Here is a 24,720-nt window from a genome sequence, read left to right as displayed (position 1 = left end):
AATTGTCAGAGATATCACGGAACTGCTGAACGTTAAAGAGAAGTCGCGGATGGTTTTCTCTAAGCAAGAGCTTAGCACGGCATTTCGAACGTAAACGATAACTACGCAGAAAAAGCGGTGGTGCTGAGCAATATTCAATAAAAAATAGTTGAAATAGCTGGTTACAAACTATAACTTTTTTGTTATGCGTAAAAAGTAAGGTTGCAGTACAGGTTTTCGGTTACAAGGTATATTTAACACATTCAATTTTGTTCAGCGACATTAAAGTTAGTGCCGAACGACTACTTTTTTATGTGAGGTAAACTTATGGGAACAATTAGTAGGAGCACTCATTCCGATATGGAATGGGTGCTTTGTTTTTAAGCCGAAGACGGCCATAAGCGATAGAGGCGCGGGAGCGTCCTTATTGTTCTAGTAACAGGTAGCAGTATGTAGAAGCCCGCAGGAATTTTTATTGTAATTACAACAAAAATAATGTACTATTTTTTTACCGCGTTTGAAAAATAAATATTTGTGGAGTTGCAATTATGAAGGAAATTCTGCGTGAGGTTGGGATGATTGCTAGGGCATTGGATTCTATAAGCAATATAGAATTTAAAAAGTATGACCTTACAAAAGGACAGTACTTGTACCTCGTGCGAATATGTGAAAATCCAGGAATTATTCAAGAAAAGTTAGCTGAAATGATAAAGGTAGACCGAACAACAGCTGCTCGTGCTATAAAGAAACTGGAGATTAATGGATTTATTGAAAAGAATGATGATCAATATAACCAAAAAATCAAAAAGCTATTTCCTACAGAGAAAGGGAAGACTGTTTACCCTTTTATAAAAAGGGAAAACGATTATTCCAATATGGTCGCACTATCCGGATTTTCCGAAAGTGAAGTAGAAACGATTTTTAACCTGCTGCAAAGAGTCAGGAGAAATGTGGAAAAAGACTGGGGGTTTGTAAAAAAGGGAAACAAGAGAAATTATTGATTTAGCAAAAGGAGGACAAATAAAATGACTATAATTATAAAAAAGTGCACAATTGAAGATCTAGGATTACTTCAAGAAATTAGTGTTGAAACATTTAATGAGACATTTAAGAATCAAAATTCACCTGAAAATATGAAAGCCTACTTGGAAAAAGCATTTAACTTAAAACAATTAGAAAAAGAATTATCAAATATCTCTTCGGAATTCTATTTTATTTATTCTAATGAGGAAATTGCCGGGTATTTAAAGCTAAACACCAATGATGCTCAAACTGAAATAAAGGGCAATGATTCGCTTGAAATCGAGAGGATTTATATAAGGAAAAAATTTCATAAACAGGGGCTTGGTAAATATCTAATAAATAAAGCTATAAAAATAGCGATAGAACGGAATAAAGAGAAGATCTGGCTAGGGGTTTGGGAAAAAAATGAGAGCGCAATTACCTTTTATAAAAAAATGGACTTTGTTCAAACAGGAGCCCACTCTTTCTATATGGGTGATGAAGAACAAATAGATGTTATAATGACCAAAACACTCATATAGCATTTTCTCTAAAATGATATTTAGATAACGGAGAACGTTAGTTCAGTGAGCATATGGCAACCCAGCCCGACTCTTCGATTCGGGGGAGGTTGTTTTTTTATTGTCCCGAAACCCAAAAAGTCGTAATAGTACTATTGAAAAAGTCTTGAAAGCGTTAGTGACGAAATGATTTCAGGAATGGGTAAAACTTAAGGATTTAACAAATATGAGCAAGTTTGATTATTTGACCCGATTTAAGGGTACTTTCCGTTATGAAACGGAATTTGAGTGGAGCGAATCCGAGAACCATGCTCTGTTAGATCTGGGTGAACTTATATCCGAATGTTGATGGTAATGGAATTATAAGACCGATCATAATAGAACATTGTTGGATAATAGCTGAATCGTCCTGAATCGGTTCAAAGACGATTGAATATTCCATTATATATTAGGAAGTTCATCAATGGGCTCGCTAATAAAAATAGTGTGGAAAAGTGCACCTCTTGGAATGACGTTGAATAACCTCCTGGTTAATTCGATGAAGTTCTAGGTTGCATTTCCTTTGCTAATAACGGGCTTGAGCTAAATGAACAAATACTTCGGACTTTGCAGAAAAGCGAAAAGCACCAAAGATAAGTTAAAGTTACGAAAGGCGGTAAGTACTAGATCCCAGAATAGGAGGGAAACATAATGAAGACACTGGTGCTTGTTGCTCATCCTAATTTGGACAAATCTCGCGTAAACAAAACTTGGTTGGAGGAAATAAAGAAGTATCCGGATATGATCACCGTGCATGATTTATACGCTTCCTATCCGGATTGGCGGATTGATGTTGAATGCGAACAAGAACTCGCCATGAAGCATGATCGGATCATTTTTCAATTTCCGTTCTATTGGTATAGTTCGCCTCCGCTCCTTAAGAAGTGGTTGGATGATGTCCTGACTTACGGCTGGGGCTATACGTCGAAAGGAGGCAAACTGCGCGGGAAGGAGCTTGGGTTAGCTATTTCGATAGGCGGTTCAGAAATGGATTATCAGCCTGGAGGCGGCGATCTTTATACGATTCATGAGCTCCTTAGCCCTTTCCATGCTACGAGCAATTTAATCGAAACTGAATTGTTGATGCCGTTCACGTTTTTTGATACGGATGATAAAAGCGGGGAAGAATTAGTTTCGAGCGCTCGGCAATATGCAGAATATCTGCTTGCTGATGAGATTACGAGGTTTCCAAGTCGATAACGTACAACAAAAATAAGCACAAAGGATGGGATTCAATATGACAAATCAAAAAGTTTGGTTTATTACCGGGGCAGCAAGAGGCATTGGTTTAGAAATTCTTAAGGCTGTGTTGGAAACAGGGGATAACGTTGTTGCGACGGTCCGGAGCTCGGCAGAGTCTTTAGCCGATAAACTAGGAAATCCGGAAAATCTTCGAGTTATTCTTCTGGATATTACCGATGAACAACAGGCGGTTGCGGCTGCCGATCAAGCCGTACAGAAATTCGGAAGAATCGATGTCCTTGTTAATAATGCAGGATACGGGCTGCTGAGTGCGGTTGAAGAAGCCACTGACGATGAGGTGCGGAATAACTTCGAAACTAACGTCTTCGGCTTGTTGAATGTGACCCGGGCGGTCCTGCCTCATATGCGTCACAAACGTTCCGGACATATCATCAATATCTCGTCCGTAGGAGGATTGAGCGGTTATATCGGATGGGGCGTGTACGGTTCAACCAAGTTCGCTGTCGAAGGATTGACGGAGGCGCTTGCGTTGGAATTGGCTCCGCTTGGGATTCATGCGACCGTAGTAGCCCCGGGCTTCTTCCGTACGGAATTTCTGGATGCTGCGTCGCTAACGCGGTCAAGTAACATCATTCCGGATTATGCGGAAACGGTAGGAGAGATGAGAACATTCGCTACCCAAGCGAATAAGAAACAACCGGGCGATCCCGTCAAGCTGGCCAAGGCAATCGTGCAGGTCGCGGGCGCGGAGAAGCCGCCGGTCCACTTGCCGCTTGGCAATGATTCGCTGCAAAGATACCGGGAAAAGACGGCTAATTTTGAAAAGGATATCGAAGCTTGGTATGATGTAATTACGGGTACAGATCATGATGATGTCTGATTTATAATCGAATGTGAATAATTGAACCGGGGTGCGAGTGCACTCCGGCTTTTCAATTCCGATCGGTATACGGTTTGTATCTCATTGAAAGGAGGAATACGGATTGTTTTTGCGAACAGAAAAAGTGGCAAAGGTTCCTCACGATCTAGCCCGAGAACCGGCCAATCGAGGGATTTTGAAGATGAGCGGGTTAACCGTTGTGGAGTCTTGTGCCTTTACCAAAGGTTTAAAGGGAACCATGTTTTTGGAGGACCATCTGCTGTTGTTTGTTCTGGAGGGAACCTACGTTGTAAGATTCGGCAGCCAGGAATATATTGTACGGAAGAATGAAATGGTCCTGATGCAGAAATCGATCATGGTCGAATATGAGAAGTCGGGAGAAGCGGGATCCGACTATGTTTTGGACTATATGATGTTCTTTCTTAAAGAAGAGCTGCTCACCGAATTTATCAAAATGGCAGATCTTGAAAGCAACTATCCATCGGCGTTAGTGCCGGTATCCATCAATAGAGTCAATGATCGATTAATAAATTATATCTATTCTCTGAAACCGTATTTCAAGGAATCCGATACCATTAGGGATGGATTGATTAGGGTGAAATTGTTGGAATTATTGTTTGATGTTGCGGATGCAGACGAACAGTTTTTATACCAGTGTTTACAGCTCAAACGTACAAAGAGGAAAAGCATAACCGAAGTGGTGGAGCAGAATATAACCAACCCTGTCTCCCTCAATGACCTTGCTTACCTGTCAGGCAGAAGTTTATCAGCATTCAAACGAGATTTCCAAGCGATCTACAATACATCGCCGCTGCGCTGGATCCGTAATCGCCGGTTGGATATCGCGAAAGAATTGCTGCTTCGCAACTCTTTATCCGTTACGGATGTTTGTTTTTCGACAGGATTTGAGAACGTGGCTCATTTTTCCAAAGTGTTTAAAGAGAGGTTTGGCGTGGCTCCTTCCACATTCAAGCAACCCCTGCAAAAGCCCATTCATGAGACTACCCCTTGAAACCCGATTCAAAATGTCATGACGAGGATGGAGACGGCTGGCAATCACGGCCCTCTCCTTTCTTGCGTTGTTCGACCACAATCATTCCTATTAACACTAAAGTCTGAATTGTCATCATTGGTAAAGTTCCCACCCAACTGAAGCCGTTGAACATAAGAATGAATAAAGAGAGAGCGGCTGAACCAAGTCTCGTTCCAGCTGATCCGATTCGAACCAGTCTTCTGAATAGGGCGGTCCCGACAAGGTATAAGGCTATGCCGCCATTTAAGTACCATGAATACGAGTGTACCGACTCGTCGTTAAGATGTTTAATGGCTACTTCGATACCAGCAGCAGAGATGACAATGCCGGATATCATTATTAAATGAGCATGCCAATAAGCCAGCATAGCCAGACGGGAGCGGTTCTCAGGAGATGCCTGTAACATATGATCTTCAGCCTGTATCGTATCCTTGTCAAAATAGCTCCACCATAACGTGATGACGATGGCCAATCCCAAAATCATAGACACATATAAAGTGAAGTTGAAATTCAAATAGCTGGAACCTAAACCGATGGACAAAATGGTTTCGCCTAACGCGATAAGCACAATCAAGCTGTGCCTTTCAACAAAATGCCGAGTGTTAATAACAAAATTATCTCCTCGATTTGCAAACGAAGCGGTCAGAATAACCAGGACAGCTCCAACCGTCAGCCACCAGCTCCATGCATACCAGATATTCAATATTCCGGAGGCAAGAACCAAGAGAGCTGCTGAAAGGTTAAAAGGAGCCAAGTATGTGATTGCTTTGATCGATGTTACATACGGTGAATGTCTGAACATAAGGATATGAATGACCGTAACCAGTAGAAAAGCGATGCCGAACGGAACTCCACCAGCCCCAAAAATAGATGGAATACTTATGGCCATAATAAGAAAACCTGCCATACCGCAAAACATCAGCATCCTAATAAAAATTCGGTCAGTGCCAATATTATTTGCCAGCCAAGCATATCCGCCAAACATCCACCAGATTACAGTCAGAACCATTATTGCTTTAAACACATCCAATATAGAGTGTGCATCGATGACTAAATGGGTTACCTGAGTAATGGTGAAAACAAATACCAAGTCAAAGAAAAGTTCAAGGTGGGATACTTTGGCTTCCGTATCCGCTGTTTCGGAGTTTCCGCGATGCTGCAACCGATGCATAGAGAGTCACCACCATATATTATTTGTTTTGTTCCTGTCGGTCGATCAGCTTATTATACCGATTTTTTAGGGCGTTTGCTTTTCAGAAAAGTTCTAACTTTTTATTCATTTGGCTCATACCGGAAATCAATCTTGCAAAAGTTCGACTCTCCGCGTCATTTGGTTATAGGTAAAGAGATTATAAATTCAGTTCCTTTTCTTGGTTCGCTTCGTACGGATACGGTTCCGTTCATTGAACGGATTAATTGATAAGAAAACGTAAGTCCTAATCCTGTCCCGTTGTTCTTAGTTGAAAAATAAATGGTTCCCAATCGCTCAAGCTGCTCGTTGCTCATTCCAACCCCATTATCGCGAATAGTTATCTTTGAATATAAGGATCCGTGTTCAATACGGATGTTAACCTTTCCATCTGAGACAGAAAGGCAAGCTTCTATCGCATTTTTTATAAAATTAATAAGTAGTTGTTTGATTTCATTCAGATTTGCGGATATTGTGATTTCTTGCTCCTTTATGTGCGTCTCTAGAGCGACGTTATTCATATTAGCGTAAGGTGTCATAATATCTATAACCGAGTTTAGCTGTTGCACAAGATCAATTTGCTCATAAATTGGATTATTAGGTTTAGCGATAGAGAGATATTCAGAAAGAATGACTTCCGTTCGCTTTATCTCTTCAATACAAATATCAATATAGTATCGGCTTTTTTCTATTGAGATAGAATCATTACGAATTAATTTCAAAAACCCCATGACTGCGGTTAGCGGATTGCGGACTTCATGGGCTAGGGAAGCCGCAACATGACCAATAGTTTCGACTTTTTCGCTTTGAAGATATCTAAGGTAAAGTTGCTTATCGGAAACAGCCTTATTAAAAAGGGAAATCAATAACCAAACGCCCAAAGAATTTTGTACTGGCATAACTAGGATATTGAACGTTAAGTTCTCCATTACATAATTATTCTGAGTTACTAGCATTACGCTAATAGGAATAACGGAGAAGCTTATCCCTGCTATAAAAGTGATTAGGTTTTGGTTCTCCGGACGCTTGCGGAATAAAATAGAAAGCAGGATTGATAAGTTATAAGTGATTGCAACGATTACCATCGCTGAAAAAAGTCCGTCTCCGCCTACAATAAAACGGTACGTAACAAATTCAATAAGGAGAATAATTCCCGTAACCATTCCGCCGAATATCATACCGAAAAACATGATCACGTAACGGATGTCGAATATGATTCCGTCCTGCACGCTGGAAGGAAAAGTCATCGATAAAAAAAGACAAATTACACAAGTTACGTTGATAAAATGTTTTGAATAATTTACTGCTTTATCGCGATAGTAGATGTTAAATAGAACAAAAGGCGTCAGGGCAAACAGCAATTGCAGCAATACATCTTTTATAAAAAGCATAGTAGCTCCCCCGCCATTTCGAAAAACTATTAACATTGTGCTATTCGATATATCCGTGAAATTTTCCTCCTCGGGGTTAATACCCGACTGTTAGAAATGAATTGAAGTCCCGGCATTAAGCTGTCGGGACTTTTCGGCTTATCTCCTCTGAAATTGAATATATTTTATTGAATTCAGAAAACCATGGCTAGCAAGAAAGGAGCGTTACCAGTGGAGATTAAAACCGTCATGGTGGTAGGAGCCGGTCAAATGGGCAGCGGCATTGCCCAAGTCGCGGCATCGGCAGGATTGAATGTCATACTTCATGATCTTAAGCCGGAACTGGCGGAAAAGGGCTTAGTTTCTATCCAGAAATATTTATCCCGCGACGTGGAGAAGAGAAGGAAAAGCGCGGAAGAGGCGGACGCTGTTCTACGTAAAATTTCCTCTTCCGCTGACTTGGAGGATGCCGGAAATGCCGACCTTGTCATCGAAGCCGTGATCGAGAATATGGAGGTCAAAGCGACTTTATTCAAAAAGCTAGATGGCATTTGCCCGGCTCCCGCTATCTTGGCTACGAATACCTCCTCGCTGCCGATCACGGAAATCGCTGCGGCGACCAAGCGTCCGGACAAAGTAATCGGCATGCATTTCATGCAGCCGGTACCGGTAATGAAACTGATCGAAGTGATCCGAGGACTTGCCACTTCCGACGAAACGTATCGGGCCGCCTGCGATTTGGCGATAAAAATGGGCAAGGTTCCGGTAGCGGTGAACGATTTTCCCGGATTTGTATCGAACCGGATTTTACTCCCGATGATTAACGAAGCCATCTATTGCGTACATGAAGGCGTCGCCTCACCCGAGGCGGTCGATGAAGTGATGAAGCTCGGAATGAATCATCCGATGGGTCCTCTGGCATTGGCCGATTTCATCGGGCTGGATACGTGCCTATACATTATGGAAATCTTGCATAGCGGAATGGGAGACTCCAAATACCGTCCGTGCCCATTGCTTCGCAAATACGTCAAAGCCGGATGGTTGGGCAAAAAGAACGGCCGCGGATTTTACGTCTATGACTAGTAAATCCAAAACTATTCGGAAAGAGGGGGAAATAATCAAATGAGGAAAACGGATCAACTGCTCGTCGATATTGCGGATTATATTTTGAATGATGCGGTCGAAAGCGAGGAAGCCTATCGCATCGCTCAGCATGTCTTGTTGGACTCGATCGGAACCGGTTTGTTGGCGCTGCGTTTTCCGGAATGCACGAAGCTGCTGGGACCGATCGTTCCGGGCGCATTCCTGCCGGGCGGGGCTCGAGTGCCGGGTACGAGATTCGAATTGGATCCCGTTCAGGCGGCGTTCAATATCGGTTGCATGATCCGTTGGCTGGATTATAACGATACGTGGCTTGCGGCGGAATGGGGTCATCCCTCGGACAATCTCGGCAGTATCCTTGCAACCGCGGACTACCTGAGCCGAAGCCGAGTAGCGGAAGGAAAAGCGGCTTTAACAGTGAAGGACGTTCTCACGGCCGCGATCAAAGCGCATGAAATCCAGGGCGTGCTGGCGCTCGAGAACAGCTTGAACCGCGTCGGTTTGGATCATGTTCTTTTTGTCAAAATTGCGTCGACGGCCGTGGTTACGGCAATGATGGGCGGGAACAAGGAACAGGTTGTGAATGCGCTCTCCAACGCGTGGCTTGATGGCGGCAGCTTAAGAACGTATCGTCATTCCCCGAATACCGGATCGCGTAAATCGTGGGCTGCGGGCGATGCCGCTAGCCGGGCGGTTCGACATGCTTTAATGGCGCTTAACGGAGAAATGGGGTACGCGACTGCACTCTCGGCAAAGAACTGGGGGTTCCAGGATGTATTGTTTAAAGGAAAGGATCTGGTGCTGGGACGTTCCCTCGGTTCTTACGTTATGGAAAACGTATTGTTCAAAATCTCATTCCCTGCCGAATTTCATGCGCAGACGGCAGTCGAGTGCTCATTTACCTTGCATGAATCGGTGAAGAACCGGTTGAACGAGATAGATCGAATTACGCTGACTACGCATCAATCCGCCATCCGGATCATAGACAAAAACGGCCCGCTCAACAATCCTGCGGACCGGGATCATTGCTTGCAGTATATGGTTGCCATCGGGTTGATGTTTGGAACGTTAACCGCCGAGCATTATGAGGATGAAACGGCAGCGGACCCCAGAATCGATGAGCTCAGGAGCAAAATGGCCGTCATCGAGGATGAACAGTATAGCAAAGACTACCTCGATCCGGATAAGCGTTCCATCGCCAATGCCGTTCAAATCCACTTCAAGGATGGGACGCACACGGAGAAGGCGGTTTGCGAATATCCGATCGGACATCGCAGACGTCGGTCAGAAGGATTAAAGAAAGTTATAGCGAAATACGAAGCGAATTTGTTGACCCGTTTTCCCCGGAAGAAGTCGGCCGATATCATGCGGTTGTCCTTGGATCTTGACCGCCTGATGGAGACACCGGTTCATCAATTTATGAGTATGTTTGTGATATGAAGGATGAAATTATCAAGTCTTGTTGGAGGTCATTATGACATGGCTCATTGAAGAGGTACCCGATCAAAAAAAATTGGCCGACGATTTCAGAATAATGGTAAACTCGGGACCGATCGTGAAAATTCCCGGGACGCATGATGGAATGGCTGCCAGAATAGCCAAGCAATTCGAATTTAAAGCGATCTATCTTTCCGGTGCCGCGTATACGGCAAGCCGGGGTTTACCGGATTTGGGCATTATCTATTCCAATGAGGTTGCCGATCGCGCCCGTGAGCTTGTTCGCGCCTCGGGACTTCCGCTTCTGGCGGATATCGACACCGGTTTCGGAGGGGTATTGAACGTAGCCCGGACGGCTAAGGAAATGGTGGAAGCGGGCGTAGCGGCGGTTCAAATCGAGGATCAGGAATTGCCGAAAAAATGCGGCCACTTGAACGGGAAAAAGCTTGTATCCGCCCAAGAGATGGTGCAAAAAATTCGAACGATCAAAGAAATAAGCCCTACCCTTTTCGTACTTGCCCGCACCGATGCGAAAAGCGTGGAAGGGATCGATGCGGCTATCGGTCGGGCACGGCAATATCTCGCTGCAGGAGCGGACGGCATTTTCCCGGAGGCGCTCGAGAGCGAAGAAGAGTTAAGGCACTTCCGCGCTTCGGTAAGCGGTCCCTTGCTGGCCAACATGACCGAATTCGGAAGGACGCCGTATTATACGGCGGAGCAGTTCGAAGCTTGGGGGTATAACATGGTCATTTACCCCGTCACTACACTGCGGGTTGCCGCCAAGGCTTACGAACGTGTATTTGCGGAAATCAGCAATACCGGTACGCAAGTCGGCTCGCTGCAGGATATGCAAACCAGAAAAGAGCTGTACGATACGATCCGGTATTACGACTACGAAGAGCTGGACGGGAAGATCGCGAAGACCGTTCTGCCTTCCGACAAGCAATGAAAAAAATAATGAATAGAGCCCCTCTCGCATAGCGGAGAATTGATGGCTTCCGCGAGGCAAATGGCGGAACAGATTTCTCTCGAGAAAAGCGCCGTGTCGATTTCGGCCGCGCTCGAAGCGGTGACGCGAGGAATGGAAACCACGCTGGAAGAAGGCCTTGGAAGCGGAACTTTTCGGCAACCTATTCGGAGCGGCGGATTTGAAAGAAGGAGTCTTGGCCTTCATCGAAAAAAGAAACGCGAGATTCATAGATCAATAAAGTAATCGACTAACTCGCTCCCAAGCGGGCTAGAAGCTGGGAGTTACTCGAAATAATCGACTAACTCGCTCCCAAGCGGGCTAGAAGCCGAGAGTTACTCGAAATAATCGACTAACTCGCTCCCGAGCGGGCTAGAAGCTGAGAGTTACTCGAAATAATCGACTAACTCGCTCCCAAGCGGGCTAGAAGCTGAGAGTTACTCGAAATAATCGACTAACTCGCTCCCGAGCGGGCTAGAAGCTGAGAGTTACTCGAAGTAATCGACTAACTCGCTCCCGAGCGGGCTAGAAGCTGAGAGTTACTCGAAATAATCGACTAACTCGCTCCAAGCAGGCTAGAAGCCGAGAGTTACTCGAAATAATCGACTAACTGGCACCCAAGCGGGCTAGAAGCCGAGAGTTACTCGAAATAATCGACTACAAAATTTTGTCCTAGGCAACAAAATCTGTACTTCAGCCATAAAGCTAGAAAGGAGCTATTGAAATGGAGAAAACGGTAATCGTAAGCGCGGCAAGAACCCCTTTCGGAAAATTCGGCGGAGTCCTGAAGGAGCTGCAGGCCGTCGACTTGGGGGGGATCGTGATCAAGGAGGTATTGGATCGCGCCGATGTTCGGGGTGAACTGGTGGATGAAGTGATCATGGGGATGGTCGTGCAGGCCGGCGCTGGGCAAATTCCGTCAAGGCAAGCCGCGCGGAAAGCCGGATTGCCTTGGGAAGTCCAGTCGGAAACGGTCAACAAAGTATGCGCGTCCGGACTTCGCGCGGTTACTCTCGGCGATCAAATCATTCGTGCCGGAGATGCGGACATTATTGTCGCAGGAGGAATGGAAAGTATGAGCAACATTCCTTATGCGGTACCGAATGTCCGTTGGGGGATGCGGATGGGGGACGGCGCGGTTCGCGATTTGATGCTTCATGACGGCTTAACCTGCGCATTTGACCAAGTCCATATGGCGGTGCATGGAAATAGAGTGGCTGCGGAGTATGGAATAACGCGGGCGGAGCAGGATGAATGGGCGTTGCGCAGCCACCGGCGGGCGGTAAAAGCAATCGACGAAGGAAAGTACGCCGATGAAGTGATACCCGTAGCCGTTACCGAACGAAAAGGCGCGACGAAAATCATCGATACCGATGAAGGACCGCGGCGGGATACGAGTTCGGAACGTTTGGCCGAGCTTCCCCCCGTATTCGAGAAAGATGGATCCATTACAGCTGGGAATGCGCCGGGAGTTAATGATGGAGCCGGAGCTTTGCTGCTCATGTCCGAAAGCAAGGCGAATGAGCTTGGGAAGAAGCCACTGGCGACCATTCTTGGACACGCGGACGTCGGACAGGAAGCGCCCTATATCGCCACGACGCCGGCATCAGCGATCAACAAGCTGTTAAAGAAGACCGGTTACTCCTTACCGGATATCGATCTTTATGAGATTAATGAAGCGTTTGCCTCTGTCCCTTTGATATGCGGTAAAATCGTTGGATGGGATCCCGAAAAGGTTAACGTAAACGGGGGCGCGATTGCTTTAGGGCATCCGATCGGGGCTAGCGGAGCCCGAATCCTGATGACCCTTATTTATGAACTTCGCCGTCGCGGAGGCGGTCTTGGAATCGCGGCTATTTGCAGCGGCGCGGCTCAAGGCGACGCCATCCTGGTTCAGGTGCATTAATCCGTTAGGGACGATATACTTGGTCATACCGACAAAAGTTGTATAGGAAGGCAACATCGTGAAGGCAACTTTCTAGTATGTCTTGGAATTCCGTTCGGTTGAAGATATTAATCGGCATTCTGGTCATTACTTTATTTTTAATCGCGTTATTGGTAATCAATAATTTATATGCTATCAACGTCGTTCGCAAGCAAGTCGCCAACTCGAACCAAAATATGATGTCTCTTTATAAGGGACAGATCGATAAAGGGTTGGAAGACGCCGATCAATATCTGCTATCGATGCGGCTGACGGACGACAATTTTAGTTTGATCGTAAGATCGGATTAATGAGCAATTGTCGCCGTCTACAAGCAGCAATGACAAGATTCGTAAGAAGCGCCAATTCGGCATTTAACAATTCGTCCAATCGTCAATCTACGCTTGAGCACAAAAGTTGTGCGCTAGCAAGCCAATCACGTCGTTCATTCCACTCTTTTATACGCTACCGCCGCCAACCGGCGATCGCCATTTTCCTGCGGACATAGGCAAGCTGACCTTGCAGCGGAATGCCGATCGGGCAAGTATCGGCACAGGCCATCAGGCCGACGCAGCCGAATATGCCGTCCTCCGACCCGACGACGTCGAAATACTCTTGTTCATCTCGTTCATCGCGCGGGTCGACCATAAATCTGGCAACCCGGTTGACGCCGGCCGCGCCGATAAAGTCGGGCTTGATATTGGCGGTAGCGCAACCGGAAATGCAGCAACCGCATTCGATGCAACGCTCCGCTTCGTAGATTTTAAGCGCTGTGTCATTGGACATCCGGTCTTCCGGCGAATGGGGATCGAAGTCTTTTTCCGTATGGACCCACGATTCCGTGCGAAGGGAAATATCGCGGAACCAAGTGCCGGTGTCCACGGACAAATCCCCGAGCAGCTTAAAGACGGGTAGCGGAATAAGCGAGATATCGGCTGGCAAATCCTTGGTCAATGTTCGGCAAGCTAATGTCGGTTTTCCATTAATAAGCATCCCGCATGAGCCGCAGATGCCTGCTCGGCATACGAAATCATATTTTAACGACGAATCCTGCTCTTCTCGAATTTTATTGAGCGCGATGAATAGGGTCATGCCCATTTCCTCTTGCAGTATATAGTCTTTGATGGCCGGATTCACGTTCGGAATTTCCGGATTATAGCGAAAAATATGAAAAGTCAGCTGTCGCAAACCCATCTCTATTCCTCCATTCCATCCGCGTTTCATTCATCGGTTGGCGCTCGCGCCACCCGCGCTTGCCTCGCCGTAGCCCCGATCTCCCGGAGGTAACTCCGTTATGTTGACAGGCTCGTATTTCAGCTCCATGCGATCAGCCCCTGCCGGCCAATAGGCTAAAGTCCGTTTTAACCAATTCTCGTCGTCGCGCTTCGGATAGTCCTCGCGGTAATGACTGCCACGGCTTTCCGTCCGGGCTAATGCGCCTGCAGCCGTACAATACGCCAATCGCAGCATGCCGGTAATTCGCAATGCCGCGGCAAGTTCCGGATCAGCTCCTTGTCCGCCGCTCCGCAAGCCAACGCGTAATGAGCGCTGATGAAGCTCATGAAGCTCGTCGACGGCATGCTGCAGAGGCGCCTCCGAACGGAAAATCCCGACATTCTCGCTTAACGTCGTTTCCATGGCCCGACGAAGCTCGTAAACGTTCTCGTTTCCGTTTCGACCGTGGATGAGCGCATCGATGCGATCCTCTTGCACTCGTACATGCTCTTCGATCTGCCGCGAGTTAAAGCGGAGCGTTGCTTCCTTCGCGTAATTGGCGATTTTTCCTCCGATGATCGTACCGGCGACGATCGTCTCCGCTAGAGAATTGCCGCCGAGCCGGTTAAAGCCGTGCATGTCCCAGCATGCAGCTTCGCCTAATGCGAACAATCCTTCCAATCCGTAGGCCATGCCGTCGATATTCGTGCGAATGCCGCCCATGCTATAGTGCTGGGTTGGGCGGACGGGAATGAGATTGTCGACCGGATCGATACCGGTGAAATTACGCGAAATATTGGCGATCTCCCGTAAGTTCGTGTTGATGTGCTCGGCGCCGAGATGGCGGATGTCGAGCCACACATGCTGCCCGTACGGACTTTCGACGCCATTGCCGCTGCGGATGTGCTGGATGATTCGCCTGGAGACGACGTCGCGGGAGGCGAGTTCTTTTTTCTTCGGCTCATAGTCGGGCATGAATCGATGCAGGTTTTTGTCGAGGAGGTAACCGCCATCCCCGCGCGCCCCTTCTGTAATCAGAATCCAAGAGGGAACGATGCCGGTCGGATGAAATTGCACGGCTTCCATATTTCCAAGCGGGACGACGCCCGTCTCCAAGGCAACGAACAGGCCGCTTCCTTCATTTATAATGGCGTTAGTCGATGCGCCGTACACGCGGCCATATCCACCGGTCGCCATGACGGATGTTTTCGCCGTATACACCTTGAGCTTGCCTGTACGTAGACATCTTGCAACGACGCCAGAGCAACGTTCCCCGTCATGGATCAAGGACAAGACTTCCGTGCGATCATGAACGGTTATGCCAAGCTTGATAACGACGCTATCCATCGTATAGAGGAGGGTATGGCCGGTTCCGTCGGCCGTATAACAGGTGCGCCACTTGGCCGTTCCGCCGAAGTTACGCGCGGCGATCAGCCCTTCCTTGTCCGGTTCGTCGAGGATCTCATTGCCGTCGTACATCCGCGAACCCGCTACGACGCGGTTAAAGGGGACGCCCCAATATGCCATTTGCCGAACGGCGATCGGCGCCGTATTCGCGAATAACCGAGCGACATCTTGATCGCAGCCCCAATCGGAGCCTTTAACCGTATCGGCGAAATGAACGTCAGGGCTGTCGCCCTTGCCCATGGCGCTGTTCCCGAGCGAAGCTTGCATACCGCCCTGCGCCGCGGAGCTATGCGAACGGCGCGGGGGAACGAGGCTTAATAGAATAACATGGAGGCCTTGCGTCGCGGCTTCGATTGCCGCTCGTTCTCCTGCCAATCCAGCGCCGACGATCAGCACGTCCGAAGTAAAGGAATCATACCTGCTCATGCGGTATCCCCCAGCCAATAAAAGATCCATAAGCTTACGCAGCCTAGGGCGATCGTACATACGGTTACGACACTGAGAACTCTTTTTAGGCTATGCCGTTTCAAGAAGCCCCACTTGATAAGCGCGCGGTAGATGCCTACGCTGGCATGGTATTCCGCTAAGAGGAGGAATACGAGATAGAACCAAAGCATCCACGAGTTGACCCGGTCTGCGCTCATTTTTGAATCGATGCCGGCATACACGACCGTGAACACATGAATGATGATGAGTACGAGCATCGCGCTTCCCGTTACGGCTTGAAACAGCCACGACCAGGTATCGCTGTGTTTAATCGTACGCGCATGTTTCCAGACTATTTTCTGTTCCTGCAAGCGACCGGGTATCCTCCTGAATACGGCTCCTATGTGTGCAGCAACGGTAAGGATAATAAAGACGACAGCCACATCCAGCAGCCGATATTGCTCCATGAATTGGGCCAGAGCGTCAAAGGCTTCGACTCCCAATAGGATGCTGCCTACAAAAAGCATATGTGTCCACAAGAAACCCACTAATAGTAAGCCGCTGACCGTCTGGACGAGCTCCATCACGAAATCCGCTTTGGTGTTTCGGGTCAAGGCTTTTTGCGGCTGCATAACCATTCTCCTTCCTCGGTGCGATCAAGCAGTAGCTCCTATAGCGGCTACGTTTGGTCGTCACGGTTCTTTATTCTCGTCATGAAGAACAATCGTCTTCCCGCAATTCGTACAAACGAACACCGGAATTTGCAAATCGTAAGCGTCATCATAAATAGGCGGATGATCCGATCGACTAATCACCTTCATCTCAGCGCCGCAGCAGTACGGAATATCCATAGCTACTCTCCCTCTCTAAGCGGATTTTTGCTGAAGGATCAGCTAAATCGTATCCTGTATCGTAATAATGAATATTCCATAACTCGTTCAAACATTCGCATTCGCGTAAGATAGCCCCGACTTGAAAAATCGTTTACAATAGATTCAATAATCTTACAGAAATCAGGTTAGAGCCTAAAATGGGGCACTATGAATCGGCATGAAACGGAACAAGCGCTTCAATATACCGAACTTCGTCCGGAGCGACTGAAATGTTGGGATTGCGGGGAGCGGTTTGTGTTCGAGGTGGAGGAGGATCTGATATGAACTTTGACCGAAATAAGCCCTGGACGGAAGAGGTGGAGCGCAATCTTGCTAAGCAGCTTAGCGGGTTTGCTGTACGGCAGATTTTCCAAGAAGGGGTACAACTTTTCCAGACAGGGTATGTGCAGGATGGGGAGTGGGACAACGGCATCACCTACTCGGCTCGGTTACCGCAAGGAACGAGTAATTATAAGGTGAGTATTCACTTTGGCTTTCTCCCGTTCAGCCGATGCTCATGCGGAATTAAAGGAAGCTGCGCCCATATGATTGCTGTCGTATGCGACGCGTTGTTCTCTTGCGACGTTCCTGTGTTTGTTTTTATACGCAAACATGGACTGGCTTCAGTGGAGGGCACTCCCCCTTCGACCTCCGTACAACAACAGTTAGCTGCAACCATCGAAGTATCGCAAAAGATAGATATGCCGATAAAGCCAGCAAACCCAACCTTAGCCGAGCCGCAAGCGGCTCCCGTAGAATCAGACCTACCAACCACATGGGACGGCTACCGAAAATGGCATCGCCAATTCGAGAAGAATATGCCAAGTTATTCGCAGCCAATTGCACAATTCATTAAATGGGTGGACCACAATTTACTCAGGACTTCGCTGAATTGGGCAGACGAAGAACGAAAGCTTCTGTTTTCTGCTCATGTATGGTTATATGCGTTCAAACTCGCTGACCGTTCCTTTAACCATCAACGATATGCATTCGACTCTATCGGAACGAATCTGCAAACCCTTTTACAAGAATTCAACAAGACGCTGATCAAGCTCTCCTCCCTTACGCGGGATTCCGGCCGACTCGCCCAAGATTTAGAAGGGTTATGTGCCATTGTCGGGGAATACGGATTTGACTATAGCCGGTCGTATGTGGACTGGATGGATATTTATCGCGGGCTGTGGAGTCGACTTCCAGCAGAACCGCATGCTATTATTCGCGAGAAAGCACGGCTCCTAGAGATGATTGACTCGCAAGTAGATTCAATAAGACGTGTGAAGGCATTACTTGGTATGACGCACATGATTCAGCTTGAGAAGGGACCTGAGGCGGCGACCGCTTACGTGGAAGAGTACTGGCACAGCGGACCCTCTCCATTCTATGGGTATCTCATTGCTTATAGCCGTTCGGAAAATTGGCGTTATTTAAGCATTTGGTTGAACTGCCTATCTCAGCTGGTGTCGAAGTACGGTCATGAGGGGGATGTCTATGATCTTCTGTCCTTCTGGGAACCGATGGCCGAGGCGACGTTAAGCTCGGACAAGTTCATAGAACATCTAGAAATGTTTATGGAAAACTTGCTGCCGGCAGGCTTTCAACCCTACGCGGATGTGCTGCTGAAACGAGGAGATTTCAAGAGGTGGGTGGATCTTCATCTGGCTTACGATAAGCTGCCGGACGAGTCGGACGGATATGCGCTCGTGGAACGGAAGGCTCCGGAGCTTCTATTACCGGTCTATCATCGTTACGCGGCAGAATGGATTGAAACGCGTAAGCGTGACGGCTACCAATATGCCATCGCCCATCTGAAGAGACTTCAGAAGCTTTATGGGAAGCTGAAGCAGCAGGAGTCTTGGAACGCCTATATGAATAAATTGCTGGAACGTTATTCGCGTCTGAAAGCGTTGCAAGAAGAAGTACGAAAGGGGCATCTTGTTCCGAAATGAGCAAACCAATTTGTCGCATCGATGCCGAAGTATTGGATAACGGCGATCAGAAGCTTTTTTACGCAGGCGACCCCATGCATTTCCCGGGATTTCGACAATTGAGAAGGATGCTGTTCGCCTGGCATAAACCGTCTTACTACGGCACGTTCATAGATGAATGGCCAGCGAATGGCCAACATGGATTCATATTGCCTGCGCGGTATACGGCAGGATTCTGGAGCGAGATGCCTCTTCTTCGACACGGTACCGTAATCGAATGGGGTTCGGGCGCGGAAGAGCTTCAACAAGCAGGCAAGCTTTTGACCAAAGCTTTGGCCGAAGGCTGGTTTGTCCCTGCCCTTACCGCAGGGAGAGATAATGAGGGAAAGCCGGGCTGGAGGCTGCTTCGCGGCAATGAAAGCCATCCCGAACTAACGTTTACAGTACAATGCGAGCAACTCGGGTATGAGAAGCTTGATGGGCAGCTAGGTGCCATCATAGCGGATTTGTTCACAGGTGAAGAAGAGGTGGCGCAAGCCTGGAAACAAGTAAGCGCCGCATATCCGGCGTCCAGCTATGTACAGCAAACTGCGTCGCGCCCCATGTATGTTGATGAGTACGAAATGTGGGAGGAAATAGGATTTCGGGTGTTATCGCTCCCATTTGCAATTGGACTGCGACTCGAAGAGCCATCCGCGCAAGACGGTAACTGGCGGCTTCTACCATGGGTTCACCAGCGCGGCAATCCTGCAATGGGCCACATTTATGATTGGAATGGCTCTTCGGCTGCTGGGCAGGTAGGTTCGCCTATTTCCGCGTGGCCAGAGCAGGAGGTCGCTGAGGCGATTGATAGACAGCGCGGTCGCTGGTTGGGCTGGATCGAGCAGCTTGGGGAGTTATGGAATGCCGAGCGCGTGTGGGTGTTCCTAGAACAGGAAAGCGAAGGGCTGCTTGCCCGTGGAATCCACGTACTGCTTCCATCCTGGTGGGAGGAGCTCCGGAAAACAAAGCCTTCCATGGTAGCCTCGCTTCGGAAGGAGTCTGGAGCGTCGGGGCTACTTGGCAAAGATCAGCTTCTGGCGTTTGACTGGATGATCTCCGTCGGCGGCATGCATCTGGACATGGAATCGTTCCGGGCCGCGGTCAAAGGGAATCGCAAGCTCCTATGGCATAATGGCAACTGGATGCTGCTTCATCCAAGGTGGGTCAAGCTGCTGCAAACTTTTATACAGAGGATGGGTAAACGCGATAATCTGACGTTGTCGGAAGCGGTTGAGGCGTACTTGTCGGGTGGACATTCTTTCGACCTGGGTGATCTTCAAGGCAAGGTCGACAATGCAGGTGAAGACTTCATAGAAAGCCAGCTCCATTGGCAGGTGAAGTTGAACGCTCCGGTAACAGAATGGTTAGCGGGGCTTGAAGATAAGGAAAGGCGAAGCGGTGAGATTGCGATTTCCGAGACGCTTCGACCAATTCTTCGTCCATACCAAGCTATTGGTGCGGGCTGGCTGCTGTCGCTCAGGCAAATCGGATTCGGTGCTTGTCTAGCCGATGACATGGGGCTGGGCAAGACGATTCAATTCATGGCGTACATCGCCACGTTGAAGGAGCAGGGACTTCTGACAACCCCTGGATTGCTTATCTGCCCGACAAGCGTGCTGGGTAACTGGGAGAAGGAACTGGAACGTTTTGCCCCGAACCTTAAAGTCTATCTTCACTACGGTCCACGGAGGGCGCGCGGGGAGGAATGGGAGAGCAGCCTGGAGAATAAAGACCTGGTCATAACCTCCTATGCGTTGGCAAACACGGATTCAGAATGGCTTCAAACGCTTCGCTGGAGCGTTATCGGTCTTGACGAAGCGCAAAATATCAAAAACCATCAGGGCAAACAGTCGAAAGCCATCCGCAGCTTACAAGCGGAACACCGCGTGGCACTAACCGGCACTCCAGTGGAGAATCGGCTTTCCGAGCTATGGACGATATTCGATTTTATCAATCCTGCTTACCTCGGTACGTTCAGTCACTTTCAGAAGCGGTTCGGGTTTCTTGACAAAGGTTTCGAAGCTGCAGACGATAAGCAACGCTACGAAAAAGGGGTTAATCAGCTTCAGAGGATGATTCGGCCTTTCTTGATGCGCAGGTTGAAGAACGATCCGTCCATCCAACTCGATTTGCCGGAGAAGAACGAGAATAGGATCTACATTCCGCTGACTATGGAGCAAGGGGCGCTGTACGAGGCGGAATTGCAGAACATGATGGATAAGATTGAACAGCTTGATGCGATGGAACGTCGGGGAATCATACTGGCGACATTAGGCAGGCTTAAGCAAATATGCAATCACCCGGCGCTATATCGGAAGGATATCGGGGCTTCGATGGACAAGTCAGGCGTGAAAAGAGGAGCTCGTTCGCATAAGCTATCCCGTCTGTCGGAGATGGTAGAGGAAATGCTGGGCGAACGGCGGAAAGGCCTTATTTTTACCCAATTTATAGGCATGGGAGATATATTAAGGGAAGAGTTGCAGGAAGCGCACGGCTGCCGGGTTGATTTCCTGCATGGCGGGCTGTCGAAGGAGGCAAGGGACAGCATGGTTCGTGGGTTCCAAGAGGAGAGCAACGGAACACAGATTCTCATCCTTTCACTGAAGGCCGGCGGTACGGGGCTTAACCTGACTGCTGCCTCGCACGTGTTCCATTACGACCGCTGGTGGAATCCTGCCGTGGAAGATCAGGCAACCGATCGCGCTTACCGAATCGGGCAGACTCGCGATGTGCAAGTGCATAAATTCGTCGCTCTCGGTACGTTGGAAGAACGGATTGACGAGATGATTGGGCGTAAAAGGACGCTCGGCAACCAGATTGTCGGCAGCGGCGAGCAGTGGGTAACGGAGCTTTCGACGAATGAACTAAGAGAGATGTTCGCGCTTCGCCGGGAATGGGTGAGGGACTAGCGAGAGCAGGGGGGTGTGAGGAATGTCCAAAAGCAAGCGCGAACGAATGAAGGAGAAGGCGGCGCGTCACCGCAAGGTATCATCGTCCCAAATAAAGAGCGTTCCTCGAGCTATTAAAGCAGAAGGATCCATAGGGATGCAAGCTCATCTGGCGAGTGCTTCACCCGAATGGAAAAGATGGTATGCTGAAGTGAGTAAACACTTCCGGTAGGACATTGTCCGATATACCAAATCTTGTTAATATAGAATCGAAAGAGGATAAAAGAGGGTGGGGATTGCTTGATGAAAAAACGCGATGAACAACCCATTATTCGAGAACAGACCTTTACGTATGACGATTACGCGCAGATGCCTGATGATGGGTGCCGCTATGAGTTAGCCGATGGCGTGTTAGAATTAATGTCTCCTGCTCCGACGCCGAAGCATCAAGTGATTAGCAATCAGATGCAAACCCTGCTTACGAACAGTTGCCAATTAGAGTACATCGTATTTGCATCTCCGATTGACCTTATCCTATCTGCAAAGGAAGTCCGACAACCGGATCTCGTCATGGTTCATCGCAGCAGAAAGGAAATCATCACGCGCAGGGGAATCGAAGGAATTCCTGATATGGTAGCGGAGATCTTATCGCCTCATTCTGTGAAGCGAGATAAACAAAAGAAGCTCAAAATCTACGCTGCCTATCATATTCCTGAATATTGGATTATTGATCCTGGCAATGAAGCCTTAGAGCAATATGTATTGTCTGAAAACAGATATGAGCTATTGAATATCTATGACAGAGAGGAGCCGGTTCAATCGAACCGTATCTCCTGCGTTTCATTTACAATGGGACAGATCGTTGACGCTGCCGCGGATATACCGGGTTAATGGGAAATAAAACACAGAAAAAGTCCCAATGATGTTTGACTCATCGGGACTTTTTAACGTGCTGCAAGTCGGTTATCCGGTCGTGAAATTATCGATCTGCTGCTGCAAGGAATGAGAAAGGTTTTTCAGCATATCCGCTTGTTCCGATAGTTCTTTCATGGCCGCTAGATTGCGGGACGACATATCGTTCATCTGGTCCACTTGCTCCGATGAGCCTTTCGCGATGTCGGCGATTTGTTGAATGGTTGCCGATACTTGCTCGGAAGAGGCGGACATCTGTTCCGCCGCGGCCGATATTTCTTGCATTTGGCTGGCGATGCTGCGGGTGGAAGAGAGGATGAGCTGGAACGTTAAACCGGCATCCTGAACGGTCTGGCCTCCCAATTGGACTTCCTGCTGCACTTGATTCATGGCTTGGAACGACCGCTCGCTCGTCGATTGGATTTGGTCCAGCAAGTCGGCGATCCCGTCTGCGGAGGAGCCGGACATTTCCGCCAGCTTGCGGGTTTCGTTCGCTACCACGACGAATCCTCGTCCGTGCTCGCCAGCTCTAACCGCTTCTATGGAGGCATTCAACGCCAGAATATTGCTTTTGTTGGCTAATCCTTTAATAAACTCGGCCATCTGCCCGACCTGCTTAGTTAAATCGTTCAACATACCGATGGATTGCGTCGTTCCGTTTACCGATTGTTGGATGGCTTCCATCTGGCTCACGACCCGATTCAAGGCGAGCTTGCCTTCCTCCGCATGGTCCGCGGATTCCAGCGATACCTGCAAAGCGCTTCCGGTCGTCTCGGCAATCCTTCCGATTCCGGTCGCCATCTCGTTCATCGCTTTGGCGGAGTCGATCGTGCTTTGAAGCTGCGCGTTCGTTCCCGTGGCGGTTTCTTGAATGGAGGTCGACAAGAGGGCGTTGGATTCGGTAGAATGCTTCGCGATGTCCGCCAATCTTGCAGAGGTGCCGGCTGCTTGTTCGGCGTTCCGACTGCTGGCTCCGATTAACGACCGCATTTCGGAAACCATGTGGTTAAAGGATTCGGCCGCCGATTTCATTTCATCGCGCGTGTCGATCGGCATACGGGTTTGAAGTCGGCCTTTGGATACTTCGGTCGTCGAATGGAGCAGCAATCGGATTGCCCTCATGATGGAGGAGTAGAATCCGATGAACATGTAACAGACGATCACGACAAGAACGACAACGATGGAGATCACGAACCATTTGACTTGAGAGAAGTAACTCTGTCTTGATTGAAGGAGTTCACCCAACTGCTTCGCATCAGTCAGGTACAAGTTGTTCGTGGCGTTAATAGCCGTCCGGGAAGCCTCGGCGTATTGGTCATAAGTGCCGGTTACCTCTCCGTAGGTGATAAAACCTTCCTGCAACGCGAACAGGAATTTATCTACGTCCTTACGGAATTGCTCCAAGGGTTGCTCCAAATTAGCTTTCAGCGGAGGGTTCTCTTTCACGATGATCGAATATCCGGAAGCGATTGCGTTAACTCCGATCTGTATCTCCGTAGCTTGACTAGTTAGATCCGTTAAATCTTCGCGCGATATCGCCTTCTTGTCTGTAAGCTGCTTGCCTCGATCCCTTAAGTCGCCGATTTGCTTCGCTAATAGCGGGAGACGAATGACCGTTGCATCCATTAAATAGTAAGAGTCCAGATCGGGATCCAGGATTAGTTTGGAGGTATCCCCGATATGCGAAATAAGAGCCGCTCCTTCCTGCAATAGAAAGGTATGCTCATATCCCGATTGTTCCGAGGAGAGAGTTTCGGAAGCTTTAACCTCGGCCCAGTGTTGCTTGAGTTTCTCCCAGTCTTCCGAAGCCTCCAGCTTGGATCCTAATTTAAGGTTAATCTTATCCATATCCGCTATCTTCTGGTCGACCTCGGATTCGGCAGCTTTCGCTTGTCCGTCGCCCAAGACGACCAGCCTCCGATGCTCGTCCATTGCGGTCATCACTGCATGCAGCGCCAGGTTGTATTCAACGCCTGTCCGTTCGTCGTATGCAAAATCGTATCCTTTGTTTAATTCCACCACTAAATAATACATCGTCACCGCAAGGGGGATGAGAATCAAAATGCCGATAAGTATGAATTTGTAAGCATACCTTAGGGAATTCAAAATGATGAGGGCTGGTTTCAATACGATTGACATGGCTGAGCTCCTTGTCGAGAGAAGGTTGGAATGTCTATGTAAGTTAAACTAGCACAAAATTCGATCCTATTCGACAGTTTTTGGTAAAGTGAATAAAAATACACGAATATTTGATTCCGTTTTATTGATTTGTACAAATATGGGGATGCCCGTGTCCTCTACCCAGTCGAATAAGCAACCACAACATTAACGCGGAGCGACTGCCACCGCGTTCTTCTTTTGAGCAATACTTCGAAACTGCAAATTATC

General features: G+C 48.2%; 21 protein-coding genes. 14 read left to right on the top strand and 7 right to left on the bottom strand.

Annotation, left to right across the window (positions count from 1 at the left end; translation table 11 throughout):
• The first annotated feature begins 527 nt into the window (after window positions 1-527).
• The 5 genes from E2980_RS11310 to E2980_RS11290 all read left to right on the top strand — a co-directional run bounded on the left by E2980_RS11310 (window position 528) and on the right by E2980_RS11290 (window position 4,636).
• Window positions 528-980: a MarR family winged helix-turn-helix transcriptional regulator gene (locus tag E2980_RS11310; protein WP_135152290.1), complete on the top strand. Its 453-nt coding sequence runs from the start codon at window positions 528-530 to the stop codon at window positions 978-980.
• 24 nt (window positions 981-1,004) lie between these two features.
• Window positions 1,005-1,523: a spermidine/spermine N(1)-acetyltransferase gene (gene paiA, locus E2980_RS11305; RefSeq protein ID WP_135152289.1), complete on the top strand. Its 519-nt coding sequence runs from the start codon at window positions 1,005-1,007 to the stop codon at window positions 1,521-1,523.
• A 669-nt stretch (window positions 1,524-2,192) separates the two neighbouring features.
• The gene (locus E2980_RS11300) at window positions 2,193-2,741 is read left to right on the top strand and encodes an NAD(P)H-dependent oxidoreductase (protein ID WP_135152288.1); all 549 of its coding nucleotides are present in this window, start codon (window positions 2,193-2,195) and stop codon (window positions 2,739-2,741) included.
• A gap of 37 nt (window positions 2,742-2,778) precedes the next feature.
• A complete protein-coding gene (locus tag E2980_RS11295; protein ID WP_135152287.1) occupies window positions 2,779-3,624 on the top strand; it encodes an oxidoreductase in 846 nt (281 codons plus the stop codon).
• 103 nt (window positions 3,625-3,727) lie between these two features.
• Window positions 3,728-4,636, top strand: coding sequence for a helix-turn-helix transcriptional regulator (locus E2980_RS11290; RefSeq protein WP_135152286.1), 909 nt, complete (start codon window positions 3,728-3,730; stop codon window positions 4,634-4,636).
• A gap of 16 nt (window positions 4,637-4,652) precedes the next feature.
• Here E2980_RS11290 and E2980_RS11285 read toward each other — a convergent pair whose 3' ends face one another.
• The gene (locus tag E2980_RS11285; RefSeq protein WP_135152285.1) at window positions 4,653-5,828 is read right to left on the bottom strand and encodes a low temperature requirement protein A; all 1,176 of its coding nucleotides are present in this window, start codon (window positions 5,826-5,828) and stop codon (window positions 4,653-4,655) included.
• Between the two features lie 155 nt (window positions 5,829-5,983).
• Window positions 5,984-7,237, bottom strand: coding sequence for a sensor histidine kinase (locus E2980_RS11280; protein ID WP_135152284.1), 1,254 nt, complete (start codon window positions 7,235-7,237; stop codon window positions 5,984-5,986).
• Window positions 7,238-7,447: 210 nt separating this feature from the next.
• Between E2980_RS11280 and E2980_RS11275 the strand changes: the two genes are divergently transcribed.
• The 5 genes from E2980_RS11275 (at window position 7,448) to E2980_RS11250 (ending at window position 12,956) form a co-directional block, all read left to right on the top strand.
• Window positions 7,448-8,299: a 3-hydroxybutyryl-CoA dehydrogenase gene (locus E2980_RS11275; RefSeq protein ID WP_135152283.1), complete on the top strand. Its 852-nt coding sequence runs from the start codon at window positions 7,448-7,450 to the stop codon at window positions 8,297-8,299.
• 39 nt (window positions 8,300-8,338) lie between these two features.
• On the top strand, window positions 8,339-9,757 hold the full coding sequence (locus E2980_RS11270; RefSeq protein WP_135152282.1) for a bifunctional 2-methylcitrate dehydratase/aconitate hydratase: 1,419 nt from the start codon (window positions 8,339-8,341) through the stop codon (window positions 9,755-9,757).
• Between the two features lie 34 nt (window positions 9,758-9,791).
• A complete protein-coding gene (prpB, locus tag E2980_RS11265; protein WP_135152281.1) occupies window positions 9,792-10,703 on the top strand; it encodes a methylisocitrate lyase in 912 nt (303 codons plus the stop codon).
• A gap of 742 nt (window positions 10,704-11,445) precedes the next feature.
• A complete protein-coding gene (locus E2980_RS11255) occupies window positions 11,446-12,627 on the top strand; it encodes an acetyl-CoA C-acetyltransferase (protein WP_135152279.1) in 1,182 nt (393 codons plus the stop codon).
• A gap of 77 nt (window positions 12,628-12,704) precedes the next feature.
• Window positions 12,705-12,956, top strand: coding sequence for a hypothetical protein (locus tag E2980_RS11250; protein ID WP_167747080.1), 252 nt, complete (start codon window positions 12,705-12,707; stop codon window positions 12,954-12,956).
• A gap of 154 nt (window positions 12,957-13,110) precedes the next feature.
• On the opposite strand, the gene E2980_RS11245 is transcribed toward E2980_RS11250, so the two are convergent.
• The 4 genes from E2980_RS11245 to E2980_RS24200 are packed head-to-tail and all read right to left on the bottom strand — an operon-like array spanning window position 13,111 to window position 16,544.
• Window positions 13,111-13,839 carry a fumarate reductase iron-sulfur subunit gene (locus E2980_RS11245; protein WP_135152277.1) on the bottom strand — a complete coding sequence of 243 codons (729 nt, stop codon included), beginning with the start codon at window positions 13,837-13,839 and terminating at the stop codon, window positions 13,111-13,113.
• Window positions 13,840-13,869: 30 nt separating this feature from the next.
• A complete protein-coding gene (locus E2980_RS11240) occupies window positions 13,870-15,693 on the bottom strand; it encodes a fumarate reductase flavoprotein subunit (protein WP_135152276.1) in 1,824 nt (607 codons plus the stop codon).
• Window positions 15,690-16,325: a succinate dehydrogenase/fumarate reductase transmembrane subunit gene (locus E2980_RS11235; RefSeq protein WP_205699956.1), complete on the bottom strand. Its 636-nt coding sequence runs from the start codon at window positions 16,323-16,325 to the stop codon at window positions 15,690-15,692. Before E2980_RS11235 ends, E2980_RS11240 begins: the two co-directional genes overlap by 4 nt.
• Before the next feature lie 60 nt (window positions 16,326-16,385).
• Window positions 16,386-16,544 (bottom strand): hypothetical protein, encoded by a 159-nt coding sequence (locus E2980_RS24200; RefSeq protein WP_167747079.1) that lies wholly within the window; start codon window positions 16,542-16,544, stop codon window positions 16,386-16,388.
• Between the two features lie 302 nt (window positions 16,545-16,846).
• On the opposite strand from E2980_RS24200, the gene E2980_RS11230 reads away from it, so the two are divergent.
• The 4 genes from E2980_RS11230 (at window position 16,847) to E2980_RS11215 (ending at window position 22,311) form a co-directional block, all read left to right on the top strand.
• Complete coding sequence (locus E2980_RS11230) at window positions 16,847-18,511, top strand: hypothetical protein (RefSeq protein ID WP_135152274.1); 1,665 nt, start codon at window positions 16,847-16,849, stop codon at window positions 18,509-18,511.
• Window positions 18,508-21,441, top strand: coding sequence for a DEAD/DEAH box helicase (locus E2980_RS11225; RefSeq protein ID WP_135152273.1), 2,934 nt, complete (start codon window positions 18,508-18,510; stop codon window positions 21,439-21,441). The genes E2980_RS11230 and E2980_RS11225 overlap by 4 nt, the downstream gene beginning before the upstream one ends.
• A gap of 22 nt (window positions 21,442-21,463) precedes the next feature.
• Window positions 21,464-21,652: a hypothetical protein gene (locus tag E2980_RS11220; protein WP_135152272.1), complete on the top strand. Its 189-nt coding sequence runs from the start codon at window positions 21,464-21,466 to the stop codon at window positions 21,650-21,652.
• Between the two features lie 71 nt (window positions 21,653-21,723).
• On the top strand, window positions 21,724-22,311 hold the full coding sequence (locus E2980_RS11215; RefSeq protein ID WP_135152271.1) for a Uma2 family endonuclease: 588 nt from the start codon (window positions 21,724-21,726) through the stop codon (window positions 22,309-22,311).
• A 72-nt stretch (window positions 22,312-22,383) separates the two neighbouring features.
• On the opposite strand, the gene E2980_RS11210 is transcribed toward E2980_RS11215, so the two are convergent.
• Window positions 22,384-24,471: a methyl-accepting chemotaxis protein gene (locus tag E2980_RS11210; RefSeq protein WP_135152270.1), complete on the bottom strand. Its 2,088-nt coding sequence runs from the start codon at window positions 24,469-24,471 to the stop codon at window positions 22,384-22,386.
• Window positions 24,472-24,720: the final 249 nt, after the last annotated feature.

This window comes from Cohnella luojiensis (genome assembly GCF_004564235.1).
Taxonomy (GTDB): Bacteria; Bacillota; Bacilli; order Paenibacillales; family Paenibacillaceae; genus Cohnella; species Cohnella luojiensis.
Note: the sequence above shows the minus strand (reverse complement) of the source record. Positions and strands in the feature narration are given on the sequence as shown.

Coding starts and splice junctions, on each gene's coding strand:
- E2980_RS11220 (WP_135152272.1), top strand. CDS start 21,464: ATGTCCAAAAGCAAGCGCGAACGAATGAAGGAGAAGGCGGCGCGTCAC.
- E2980_RS11310 (WP_135152290.1), top strand. CDS start 528: ATGAAGGAAATTCTGCGTGAGGTTGGGATGATTGCTAGGGCATTGGAT.
- E2980_RS11280 (WP_135152284.1), bottom strand. CDS start 7,237: ATGCTTTTTATAAAAGATGTATTGCTGCAATTGCTGTTTGCCCTGACG.
- E2980_RS11295 (WP_135152287.1), top strand. CDS start 2,779: ATGACAAATCAAAAAGTTTGGTTTATTACCGGGGCAGCAAGAGGCATT.
- E2980_RS11270 (WP_135152282.1), top strand. CDS start 8,339: ATGAGGAAAACGGATCAACTGCTCGTCGATATTGCGGATTATATTTTG.
- E2980_RS11230 (WP_135152274.1), top strand. CDS start 16,847: ATGAACTTTGACCGAAATAAGCCCTGGACGGAAGAGGTGGAGCGCAAT.
- E2980_RS11300 (WP_135152288.1), top strand. CDS start 2,193: ATGAAGACACTGGTGCTTGTTGCTCATCCTAATTTGGACAAATCTCGC.
- E2980_RS24200 (WP_167747079.1), bottom strand. CDS start 16,544: ATGGATATTCCGTACTGCTGCGGCGCTGAGATGAAGGTGATTAGTCGA.
- paiA (WP_135152289.1), top strand. CDS start 1,005: ATGACTATAATTATAAAAAAGTGCACAATTGAAGATCTAGGATTACTT.
- E2980_RS11245 (WP_135152277.1), bottom strand. CDS start 13,839: ATGGGTTTGCGACAGCTGACTTTTCATATTTTTCGCTATAATCCGGAA.
- E2980_RS11240 (WP_135152276.1), bottom strand. CDS start 15,693: ATGAGCAGGTATGATTCCTTTACTTCGGACGTGCTGATCGTCGGCGCT.
- E2980_RS11285 (WP_135152285.1), bottom strand. CDS start 5,828: ATGCATCGGTTGCAGCATCGCGGAAACTCCGAAACAGCGGATACGGAA.
- E2980_RS11250 (WP_167747080.1), top strand. CDS start 12,705: ATGTCTTGGAATTCCGTTCGGTTGAAGATATTAATCGGCATTCTGGTC.
- E2980_RS11255 (WP_135152279.1), top strand. CDS start 11,446: ATGGAGAAAACGGTAATCGTAAGCGCGGCAAGAACCCCTTTCGGAAAA.
- E2980_RS11225 (WP_135152273.1), top strand. CDS start 18,508: ATGAGCAAACCAATTTGTCGCATCGATGCCGAAGTATTGGATAACGGC.
- E2980_RS11235 (WP_205699956.1), bottom strand. CDS start 16,325: ATGCAGCCGCAAAAAGCCTTGACCCGAAACACCAAAGCGGATTTCGTG.
- E2980_RS11210 (WP_135152270.1), bottom strand. CDS start 24,471: ATGTCAATCGTATTGAAACCAGCCCTCATCATTTTGAATTCCCTAAGG.
- prpB (WP_135152281.1), top strand. CDS start 9,792: ATGACATGGCTCATTGAAGAGGTACCCGATCAAAAAAAATTGGCCGAC.
- E2980_RS11215 (WP_135152271.1), top strand. CDS start 21,724: ATGAAAAAACGCGATGAACAACCCATTATTCGAGAACAGACCTTTACG.